General features: G+C 63.8%; 7 protein-coding genes. 5 read left to right on the plus strand and 2 right to left on the minus strand.

The window, feature by feature from the left end; genetic code table 11:
* Window positions 1–88: 88 nt before the first annotated feature.
* On the minus strand, window positions 89–1,816 hold the full coding sequence (locus tag BST12_RS11945; protein WP_083113390.1) for a DUF3556 domain-containing protein: 1,728 nt from the start codon (window positions 1,814–1,816) through the stop codon (window positions 89–91).
* 330 nt (window positions 1,817–2,146) lie between these two features.
* Between BST12_RS11945 and BST12_RS11950 the strand changes: the two genes are divergently transcribed.
* The 5 genes from BST12_RS11950 to BST12_RS11970 all read left to right on the plus strand — a co-directional run bounded on the left by BST12_RS11950 (window position 2,147) and on the right by BST12_RS11970 (window position 7,616).
* On the plus strand, window positions 2,147–2,857 hold the full coding sequence (locus BST12_RS11950) for an ABC transporter ATP-binding protein (RefSeq protein WP_372511011.1): 711 nt from the start codon (window positions 2,147–2,149) through the stop codon (window positions 2,855–2,857).
* 14 nt (window positions 2,858–2,871) lie between these two features.
* Window positions 2,872–4,014 (plus strand): ABC transporter substrate-binding protein, encoded by a 1,143-nt coding sequence (locus BST12_RS11955; RefSeq protein ID WP_245850267.1) that lies wholly within the window; start codon window positions 2,872–2,874, stop codon window positions 4,012–4,014.
* Window positions 4,011–4,829 carry an ABC transporter permease gene (locus BST12_RS11960; RefSeq protein WP_083113345.1) on the plus strand — a complete coding sequence of 273 codons (819 nt, stop codon included), beginning with the start codon at window positions 4,011–4,013 and terminating at the stop codon, window positions 4,827–4,829. The genes BST12_RS11955 and BST12_RS11960 overlap by 4 nt, the downstream gene beginning before the upstream one ends.
* 133 nt (window positions 4,830–4,962) lie before the next feature.
* A complete protein-coding gene (locus BST12_RS11965; RefSeq protein ID WP_083113346.1) occupies window positions 4,963–6,447 on the plus strand; it encodes a biotin carboxylase in 1,485 nt (494 codons plus the stop codon).
* Window positions 6,444–7,616: a serine hydrolase domain-containing protein gene (locus BST12_RS11970; protein WP_083113347.1), complete on the plus strand. Its 1,173-nt coding sequence runs from the start codon at window positions 6,444–6,446 to the stop codon at window positions 7,614–7,616. Before BST12_RS11965 ends, BST12_RS11970 begins: the two co-directional genes overlap by 4 nt.
* A 22-nt stretch (window positions 7,617–7,638) precedes the next feature.
* On the opposite strand, the gene BST12_RS11975 is transcribed toward BST12_RS11970, so the two are convergent.
* A complete protein-coding gene (locus tag BST12_RS11975) occupies window positions 7,639–10,932 on the minus strand; it encodes a Tc toxin subunit A-related protein (RefSeq protein ID WP_083113348.1) in 3,294 nt (1,097 codons plus the stop codon).
* Between the last annotated feature and the right edge of the window lie 13 nt (window positions 10,933–10,945).

Raw genomic sequence — 10,945 nt, forward strand, 5'->3', positions numbered from 1 at the left:
TGGCCTGATCACCGGGGCCGTTGAGTGTGCATCCAGGCATTCCAGCGTCACTCCTGGGCGGAGAAATCGCCGAACGCCCGCCGTGGGCTCACACCCGAGCCTGTTGGACGTGCACTGGTATGTCGTCGGCCCACGGTTGAGTGGTGACCATGTCGTCGACGTCGCAGTAGCCGCGCTCAAATTCCCCGGTTGCGGCATCGACCAGCCGGTACTCCTGCGTCTTGAGGTGGATGGGCTGGGCGTCGAGAATCACCACCCGGACCTCGCCCGGCTCGAACCCGCAGCGCTCCTGGAGCGCCTCGATGAGGCACTCGCTATGCATATGCCCGTCGCCGAAGTTCCAGCCGAGCACCATCGCGCAGAGTTGCTCGCCCTCGCACAGCGTGTAGTCGTCTTCGTCGAAGCCGGCCAGCGCCCGGTGGACCAGCGTCATCAGCGCGCGTCCGTGTGAGTTCATCCCGCGGAACGCATATCCGAGATGAAGGGGGATCAGGGCGTCCTCTTTGTTGCCGTACAACCGCTCGAGTTGCAGGTGATACATCGGGCCCAGAGCGCGCGAACCGATGCGGAACTTCTCGTCGGCCGACGGCTTGACGCACCACAGTGTGGTGTCCCAATTGCCGGCGTAATACCGCATGCCGGGCAGGAAGGAAACCCTGCGGGGATAGAGGTTTCCGACGACGACGGTACCGGCGATGACCACGAACAAGACGGCGATGGGCCAGGGGTTGCCGACATTCGACAATCCCAGCTGCGCATGCGCGACGAACAGCCACAACACCCCGAAGATCATGAACACGTTCCACTCCAGCGGCACTCCCATGGGGAAGGCCAGCAGGATGTTGAGGTGGAACACGACCATCACGAACGCGGCGACGGCCGTCGGCCAGCCGCCGTGGGAGAAGAAGAGCACCAGTGGCACCAGCCCCTCCACGGCCGTCGAGAAGTGGGCGATGAAGCCGGCCAATGCGCTGGGCCGCAAGTCATCTGGATAGCGCTTGAACATCGACCGCTTGAGAAAACCGGCGGGGATGAACGGGTTGTTCGCCAGCATCGTCGAGATCACGAACGGGAAGTGCCGGTTGAGTTTCGACGTGGCCGCGCCCAGCCAGATCACCATGAAAACCACCTTGGCCCCGACCACGATGTCGGCGCCGGCGAACACGAACACCAGCGCCAGCGGCGCGTACACTTCGCCGCGAGCCGCCAGGAAGATGATCTTGTCACGCAGGCTGAGTACGGCCAGCACCGACAGGATGGCGACGATCTGCCACCGCGGCAGCACTCCAATTGCCGTGTCCAAAACCGGAATTGGCCCCGTGCCATCGGACATCAACGCTATGACGAGCAACGCCAGCAGGGCGGCGTAGAGCAGCGCGTCGAACGGGGTTCTGTTGCTCCCTCTGGTCAGCGGCACCCGATCCGGCCAAGGTGGTAGCCGAATGGTCCCCGGGCGCAACCAGTACAGAATCGACCCCATCGGCGGGAAGTAGCGTCCAGCCAGCGGGCCGAAGCAACACCCCAGGCCCACGACTTCGAACAGCATGGTGAAAAGCACGGCCTTCTCGAACACGATCGGCTCCGTCCACCACGCGGCAACGTTGGTGAAGCCGTCGACCCCCTTCGTGGCCAACGCAAACAGCCAGCCGCCCAGGATGTACAGCGCGATCTTCACGCCGTACATCACGTGCATCACCAGGGGAGTGCCGAACCCGTTCTGGGCGATGTGGCGCGCCATTGGGACGATGCGCTCGGCACGGGGGCGCTTGCTCCACTCGGCGTCGACTACGGGCAGGTTGGGCTGGATGAACCCCATTTGCAGCTCCTTCGACACAAGGGGTGTCAGGAGAAAATACCGCCGTCGCGACCGATCCGACAGGCCTGCTCCTGACGATTCCGATCAGCGGGATCTGATTGCCGGCAAGCCGGGCCGGTTGCCGTTGGCGCTGACGAACCGGCAGTATCGGTGGCCGCTAACGCGACACGCTGGAAACCTTGCACCGCAACCTGTTTCGTAGGCACCGACCGACCGGGGAGCCGTCGCCGGGGTGCGCGACCAAAGGTCGGCGGCGGCCCCGATGCGGCCGGCGCGGCCGCGTCGGCGCGCGTAGACAGGGTGCTCCGGCAAATGGCAACGTCACCTAACGTGGGAGCGGGGACGGTACGAATCATTGGTGGCCACAAGCGCTTTGACGCCGACAGCCACGTGCTCAGCGACATCGATCTGACCATCGACGACGGCGATTTCCTGGCCATCCTGGGACGCAGCGGCAGCGGCAAGTCCACACTCTTGCGGGTGATCGCCGGCCTGGAGACGCTTTCGTCGGGAACCGTCGAATGGGCCAACGGCAACGGCCAAACACGGCCGCATACCGGGGTCGTATTCCAACAGCCGCTGCTCATGCCGTGGCTGACCGCCGGCGAGAACGTCCTGCTCGCGGGACGCTTTGCGGCCCAACGTCAGTCGTTCCAGCGGCACTATGCCCAGGAATTGCTGCGCCGTTTCGACCTGGAGCGGGTGGCCGACCGATACCCCGATCAGCTCTCGGGTGGGCAGGCGCAGCGGGTGTCGATCATCCGTGCGGTCGCTACCAGGCCCCGGCTGTTGCTGCTCGATGAGCCGTTCAGTGCGCTCGACCCGGCCATCCGGGCCGATTTGCAGTTGTGGCTGGCCAATCTTGCTGCCGAGCTCGAAGTCACCGTCGTCCTGGTGACACACGACGTCGATGAGGCGCTGTCGTTGGCCAGTCGCGTGGTCTTACTGGGGCCCGACGGTCGGATCCGCCGCGAATGGCAGCCCGCCGAATCGCAGCTCAGGCAGGAGATTCTGGACCACTACCGCCTGGTCGAACAGTGACTACCCGCCGGACTCTGCTGGCCGGCGCGGTCGCATTGGCCGCGGCGGGTGGCTTGGCCGGGGTGGCCGACCTGGCTCACGCGGCCAGCATCGACCGCACGAACACCAGTGGGCAGCTGCGCGTCGGATATCTGCCCATCACCGACGCGGCACCGCTGCTGATCGCGCACGCCGCCGCGCTGTATCAGCCCGGCGTGATCAGTGCCGCCAAGCCGGTGCTGTTTCGCAGCTGGGCCTCGCTCGCCGAAGCGTTCGTGACCCGTCAGGTCGACGCCGTCCACATGCTGATGCCTACCGCGATCCAGTTGCACTTTCTGCTGCGCAGCCCGATTCGGGTGCTCAGTTGGAACCACACCAACGGTTCGGCGTTGACTGTGGCACCGCACATCACCGATCTGGGACAGCTGGCCGGAACCCAAGTGGCCATACCGTTTTGGTGGTCGATCCACAACATCATCCTGCAGCAGCTGCTGCGCGCGCATGACCTGGTGCCGGTGGTGCGCCGAAGCGCGTCGCGCAGCGCCCGGACCGTGGAGCTGATCGTCATGAGCCCGTCGGACATGGTGCCGGCGCTGGCTAACCGATCGATCAGCGGCTATGTGGTGGCCGACCCGTTCAACGCCATGGCCCAGGCGCGCAAGATTGGCCGCATCCACACATTTCTCGGCGACGTGTGGCGAGACCACGCCTGCTGTGTGGTCTTGGCGCACGATGACCTCATTGAGCAGCGCCCGCAAGCGACCGCCTCGCTCGTCGAGTCGATAGTGGCTGCGCAGCAACGCATTAACGTCGACCGGGGCGCCGCCGCGGTGGCTCTGTCGGCCGGGACCTACCTGCCGCAACCGCTGCCGGCTATCAAGACCGCGCTGAGCTACCGCGCGCAGGACTATCGGTTTCTGCACACCGAGTGGCAACCGCAACGCCTGGGTTTCCAGCCGTTTCCCTTCCCGAGTTTCACCAAGCGACTGGTGGAGACGATGCACGACACCGTCGTTGACGGCGACCGGGGGTTCCTGGACCGCCTCGATCCGGCCGCCGTGCACGCGGAGCTGGTCGACGACAGCTTCGTGCGGGCCGCGATGGCCGCGCGCGGCGGTCCCGAAACCTTTGATTTGCCAACAGATTTGAACCGAACCGAACAGGTGCAGACGCGATGACTACCAGCAAGACCACTACCCTGGCTACCTCTGTGCCGCAGCAGGATCCGGTCGCCCGATGGTCGTTCGTTCAGCGCTGGTTGCCGCCGGCCCTCGCGATCGCCGCGGCGGTCGCGCTGTGGTGGCTGGCCACTGCCGTCGTCGCGCCTGCGCAGTCGTTGTTGCGCGAGACCACGCCACTCAAAGTGATCAGTGGCCTGGCCCAACTTTCCGACCGTGGCGTGCTCCTGCCCGACACCGGCGTCAGCCTATGGCGACTGCTGGCCGGCTTGCTCGTCGGCGCCGTCATCGGCATTCCGGCCGGGTTGCTCATCGGGCTCAGCGACACCGCCGACCGCGCCACCCGCCCCGTCGTGCAATTTCTGCGCATGATCTCACCGCTGTCGTGGGCGCCAATATCGGTGGCAATCTTCGGAATCGGCGACGAACCGGTCATCTTTCTCATTGCCGCGGCCTCAGTGTGGCCGATCCTGATCAACACCGCCGCCGGCGTGCATGCGATCGATCCCGGCTATCTCCAGGTGGCCAGGTCATTCGGGGCGAGCCGGATCGAGCTATTGACCGTCGTAGTGCTGCCCGCAATCCGTGGTCACCTGCAGACCGGCCTGCGCGTTGCCTTGGGCATCGCTTGGGTGGTGTTGGTCCCCGCGGAGATGCTCGGGGTGCGCTCTGGGCTTGGCTACCAGATCCTCAACGCGCGCGACCAGCTTGCCTACGGTCAGGTGGTCGGGGTGATCGCAGTCATCGGCGTCATCGGGTACGCGCTGGATCTGGCTGCGCGAAGAGCGCTCACCGGGTCGCGTGCAGACCGGTAAAGACGCGTGCTCGCCCGACATGCGAGGCGACGCCGCGGCGCTACAAACTTTCGCGCGGCTAGGGGCTGGTCCACACTTGTGGGATGAAGCTATGTGATTTCACCGCCAGCGCGCCGACGACAGCGCGGCCGGCGTGATCGGCTCCGCCGCCGGGCCGCAGTGCGAGCCGCGTCGCGTCCTGAAAGGTCTCTCGGACGTACGCGCGTTCTTTCACACCAATACCGTGCCGCTGTACTTCATCTCGCCAACCCCGTTCAACCTGCTCGGCATCGACCGCTGGATACGAAACTTCTTCTACCTGACCTACTTTGACTCGTTCGAGGGCATACATTCACGTGTGTTCGTACCCCGCCGGCGCGACCGCATTGATTTCGATTCCATGGGCGACGTGTGCAACCACCTGCTGCGTGATCCCGAGACGCTGGAGTTCATCGCGGGCCGAGGGCCCGGCGGCAAGGCGTCCTTCGTGATGATGGACGAGGAGACCCAGGCCCTGGCGCGGCAGGCGGGTCTCGAGGTCATGCATCCGCCCGTCGAGCTGCGCAACCGCCTGGGTTCCAAGACCGTCATGACCCGCCTGGCCGACGAGGCGGGCGTCCCGAGTGTGCCGCACGTGATGGGGCGGGCGAGCTCCTACGACGAACTGATGACGCTCGCGCAGAACGCCGGATTGGGCGACGACCTCGTCATCTCGATCCCGTACGGCGCGGCCGGCAGCGGGACATTCTTCGTGCGCGGCCAGCGCGATTGGGACGAGCACGCCGGTGACCTGACCTCGCAGCAGGAATTCAAAGTCATGAAGCGCATCCGCAATGTCGAGGTGTGCCTCGAGGGTGCCGTCACCCGCCATGGCACCGTGATCGGGCCCGCGATGACCAGCCTCGTCGGTTACCCGGAGTTGACTCCGCACCGCGGCGCCTGGTGCGGCAACGACATTTGGCGCGAAGTTTTGCCGCCCGACCAGACGCATGCCGCCCGGGAAATGGTGGGCAAGCTGGGCGACATCTTGAGCCGCGAGGGATACCGCGGATATTTCGAGGTGGACCTGCTGCATGACCTGGACTCCGACCAGCTCTACCTCGGCGAGGTGAACCCACGCCTGAGCGGTGCCAGCCCAATGACGAACCTGACGACCGAGGCCTACGCCGACATGCCGCTGTTTCTCTTTCATCTGCTCGAGTACATGGATGTGGAGTACGAGCTGGACATCGAAGGCATCAACGCGCGCTGGGAGCGCGGTTATGGCGAGGACGAGGTCTGGGGCCAGGTCATATTGACGGAGACATCGCCTGACGTCGAGCTCTTCACCTCGACGCCGCGCACCGGTGTGTGGCGCATCGACGACGACGGTCGTGTTTCCTTTTCGCGCACCGCCAACGACTGGGCCACGCTGCTCGACGGGTCGGAGGCCTTCTACATGCGGGTGGCGGCCCCCGGCGACTTACGTTCCGAGGGAGCCCAACTCGGGGTGCTGGTCACCCGCGGACACTTGCAGACCGACGACTACCGGCTCACCGAACGCTGCCAACGCTGGGTTAAGGGCATGAAGGCGAAGTTCGCCTCGACACCGCTGGCGCCCGCCACGCCGATCGTCTCGCGGCTCGTCGCAAGAGCGTGAGCCGCCCGGCCGGAATCTCACTGGACAACTGGCTGTCTGAGCCTTACGCGCGGTGGTCATTTCAGCACGTCGAAGACTTCGTGCCGGCCGCAGTCATCTCGCGCGGGACCGGGCCGGTCGCGACATTGCCGGCTACCTGTGCTCCGGTGGCCGAGATCGGCGTGACCCGTACCGGCGGGCTGGACACCACCGTTAGCGCCGTGATGGCCGCGACCGCGACCGACGGTTGGGCCGTTTCCCACCGCGGTTCGATAGTGGCCGAGCACTACCTGCACGGCATGGGAGCCCACACCCGGCACCTGATGTTCTCAGTCAGCAAGTCGCTGGTGGGTGCCGTCGTCGGCGCACTGCACGAGGCCGGTGCGATCCACCTCGACGCGCCCGTCACGACATTCGTTCCGGCCCTGGCGAACTGCGGCTACGCCGGTGCGACGGTGCGCCACCTGCTGGACATGAGGTCGGGTATCAAGTTCTCCGAGAACTATGACGACCCGGCCGCTGAAATACACCTGCTCGACCAGGCGATGGGCTGGGCACCGAGGAGCAGCCCGGATGCCCCGTCCACGTTGCGTGACTTTCTGCTGACGTTGCGGCGGAAGTCGGCGCACGGCGGTCCGTTCCAATATCGATCCTGTGAAACCGACGTCCTGGGCTGGATCTGTGAAGTCGCCGGCGACCAGCCGATGCCCGAACTGATGTCGGAACTGGTGTGGAGCCGCATCGGCGCTCAATGCGACGCCACGATTGGCGTGGACACGGTCGGCACCGGATTCTTCGACGGGGGCGTCAGCGCCTGTTTGACCGACATGCTTCGCTTCGGGTCGCTGTTCTTGCGCGACGGCGTCTCGCTGACCGGCCGGCAAGTGCTGCCGGCGGCGTGGATCGCCGACACCCTCGACGGCGGCTCCGACTCGCGCCAGGCGTTCGCCGCCAGCCCCGACGACACCGAATTGCCCGGCGGGATGTATCGCAACCAGATGTGGTTCCCCTACCCGGGCAACAACGTGGTGTTGTGCCTGGGCATGTGCGGTCAGCTGATCTACATCAACCGCGCAGCGGAGGTGGTCGCCGCCAAGGTATCCACGCAGCCGCAATCTCATGAGCCGCACATGTTGGACACGCTTCGCGCATTCGATGCGGTGGCTCATGAGTTGGCTGGAAAGGGCTAGCCAGCCCGCGCCGAGGGCCCCGTCAACCGAGCGTATACCGGACGATCAGCCAGGGGTCGGCGGTTGCGACGCGCGGCAGTTTCTGGTCGTCTGCTTCGGCGCTAAAGGTGAATACATCGTTGTCCTTCAATGATTCACTGGCGGTATTCAACTCGGCTGCTGAGCCGACGCTTTGGTGGGCGGCATCCGTGCCGACAAGCAGGAACAATTCGAAGCCCGCAATCGTGATGTCTTTGCTCGCAGTTAGGTACGGGAAATGAGTTCGCGGGATCGCAACCTTGAAGTCGTTGGCGCTGTTGACAAATGCCGACCATTCGCTCGGAAAATCACGTTTCAAGCTGAAAAGTAGTGCCAGCCCGCTGGCACTGTCGGCCACGACGTCATCGAGATTGGCGCTCGCCGCGTCGCGCAGCGGCTGGCCGCCATCGCGCGCGGTGTACTGGATGTGCAGGACGGCGTCACTTATGGTGGCGTAGTCGAATTGCCGGTAATCACTTGGCAATTGAAGTGTCCATCTGCTTTCCACGCCCGCACCTTCGAACGGGAGCAGTCGTCCGTCGCTACCTGAGGTGTCGAACAGCCCACGGTCGTTTTGACCGTTGCTGGTGACAATGGATTGCGCGGCGCCGTAGTAGTCGACGAATCGACTGTCGTTGCTGCCTTGCCGTGGGTAGTCGCCGTCGGTCGAGGGCACGGTGCGTATCGAACTCTTCGTCAGGGTCAGCGTGCAGTTGAGACTCGTGTAGGGCCCGTTGACGCAGGGAATCGACAGGCCCACGCTTCTGATGCGCCGCATGTAATGACCGGGGGCGTCGAGGTCGAAGACCCATTCGGGAATGGTCACCTCACACGAACCCGTTGTCTTGAGCGAGATCAGCGCAGCGGGCGCGAGTTGTCGTAGTGACACATGACGTATCAGTTCGTACTCGCGCTTGTTGTTGTCGTGGTAGGCGGTCTCCATGCGCTTGATGTCGAGGTACAGCGCCTCCGCGCACAACAGTCCCTTGCGCCCGCCGTCCCAATAGTTGAACTTGATGTAATCGGTGGCCGTTACTTCGGGCCGGAACAGCTCCCGCTTCATCAGTTGTTCGGCGCGGCGCGCGGTATCGCAGGTGAAGCGGTAATACTCGTAGTACAGCCGCGACAGCTCTCCTTGCATCCAGCTATAAAGATCGGCATTGGAAAACTTGTCCCGCAGCGTCTGGTCGATCTCCTGGGCGCAGACGATTTGTTGCTTGACGGTCAAGTAGTCGTGGCGCGCGATCTGTTCTGCGATCAACGACGTGAGAATCTGCCGCCCGATCTGCATCAGCTCGTGGGCGGCCAGGTTGTGTTGCAGCATCCACTCGTCAGCGCGACGCTCATAAGAGGCATACCGCGATGCCATCGCCGCTTGGTTCTGTTCCCATCCTGCGGTGATGCCCAGGATGTCGCCCGCGAGCCGGGCAACGGTGGATAGGACCGTTCCCACCTTCAGGTCAATCGTGCCGCCTAGGCCCCAAAAGTGCAGATTCACTTTGGGATCGGGAATCGGAGTCAGCGTTGAGGCGACGGAATGCGCCGCAGCGCTCAACAGCGTTGTATCGCGGGCGATGGGTAGGTGAACGTTGAGTTCCACGTCCTCGTTATGCGACAGGAACACATGCCCGTTGCCCGAGTAGCCCGAGACCACCGTTGGTGCCGTGTCGCCGGCCAGCGCGAGGTTCGGCAGCTGCTGTAGCGTCAGCGGCTTGTCATACTGGCCGACGAGAGCGTGATAGGCCTCAGCGAAATTCTCTTCGGTCAAGTCGAGACCGCCGAAATTCAGTTCTAGTTGGTCCGGCGCGTTGGGATCGGCGGGCGAACCCAGGAGGCGTTGGTAATAGTGCAAGCGTTCCAGCGCCGACTTACGGTTCACCAAAAGCGATTTCGTGGACTCCTGCGTGTTCGCCCACTGCAGGAAACGCACCTCCTGCTGCATTTGCTGAATCTGGATCTCGTGGCGAGAGCGCAGCTGTGCAAGCGCTTCGGCGTCACCCTTCTCGATCGCCGATAGCAGGGCGCCGCCGAGATTGCGCAACTCAGCACACAGGTCTCGGGCCTGGGCGATCATCTGCAACGCGCGAACCGGGCTGACCGGCTCGTTGAGGCCGTTGACGACCGCGCCGATATCGATGCCCGCCGCGGCAGCCTTGACCAGCAAGCCGGGATCTAGAGGCGGGTCGAACAACGCGAGTTGGCGCACGACTCCCTGGATGTTCATGCAGTTGCGGATCTTGAACAACCGGTCAGCGACCGTGTCCCAATAGCCCAGCATCTTCTCGTTGCGCGGTATGCAGAAATACAGAGTTCGTCCGATGCCGAAGAGTGCCTGGGCGGCGTCGGGGTTGTCGTCCTGGACGGTCGGCGACCCCAAGCTCAGCGGGAATTTGTTCTCCAAGTCGATCAGCGCGTTGCTTAGCTCGTCGAGGCCCTTGTTGCGCAGCTCGAAATAGGTTGTCGGGCGGTCGACTCCGCTACGGGGTAGCGGCTGAGGCTTGCGGCCCAACAGGTTTGCGGCCAGCACGTACAACTGCGTAGCCTCGAGAATGCTCTCGACGGTATCTTGCGCGAAGAGGTCGTCGCCCCAAGCGATCAAGTTATCCAGGTACTTCATTACGACGTTGTACTGGTAGGCCACGATGCGGGTGCGTGCCACCATGTGCGGCGCAAAGGGGTGGTTCTTGATCGCCTCGTAGCCCGTGATGATGCTCTGCTTGAGCTGGAGCTCGTCGGCCGTACACTCCTCGAGCGGCTTGCTCAGGACCTGCAATCGAACGTCGATCGGATTGCTGTGGCCGGCATTGCGGAAAGCCAAGAACTTCCAAAAGCGTTGCGGCACCGGCTGAGATGTGTCGGTCGAAGTCGGGTCGAAGATGTAATGAAACCAGCGTCGTGCTTCGGCAAAGCGCCGGTTCTTGCTGAGATGAACAGCGATCGTCAACGGAACGTGGAATAACAGCTCCCAGTTGTAGCACGAGTAGGGGCCGGCCTCGCTGAGATCGATTTCCTTCGGCCGGCTCGTTATGCCCACCACGTCGCTGACGCGTTCCTGGTAGGACTTTTCGAAGAAGTCGTCCGTCAGGGCCTGCAGGAAATCGGGGTCGAGCAGTCCGGCCAGTGATTTGCGGTTGAGCTGCTCGACCAGTTCACCCACGTAGGGATGAAAGAAGTTTTCGAAGGAATACGTGAACTTGATGTCCGTGGTCGTCAGGCATGAGCCACCGAGGCACTGAATGAAGTCGTTGCGGATCACCGCATCGCGAAATTGTCCGAGGAACGGGCCGTTTGCGGGCATTGTCGTCTCTCCT

This window comes from Mycobacterium angelicum (genome assembly GCF_002086155.1).
Taxonomy (GTDB): Bacteria; Actinomycetota; Actinomycetes; order Mycobacteriales; family Mycobacteriaceae; genus Mycobacterium; species Mycobacterium angelicum.

What these genes read in the sequence shown, in the direction of transcription:
- BST12_RS11960 (WP_083113345.1), top strand. Translation starts at nt 4,011, where the DNA reads ATGACTACCAGCAAGACCACTACCCTGGCTACCTCTGTGCCGCAGCAG.
- BST12_RS11975 (WP_083113348.1), bottom strand. Translation starts at nt 10,932, where the DNA reads ATGCCCGCAAACGGCCCGTTCCTCGGACAATTTCGCGATGCGGTGATC.
- BST12_RS11945 (WP_083113390.1), bottom strand. Translation starts at nt 1,816, where the DNA reads ATGGGGTTCATCCAGCCCAACCTGCCCGTAGTCGACGCCGAGTGGAGC.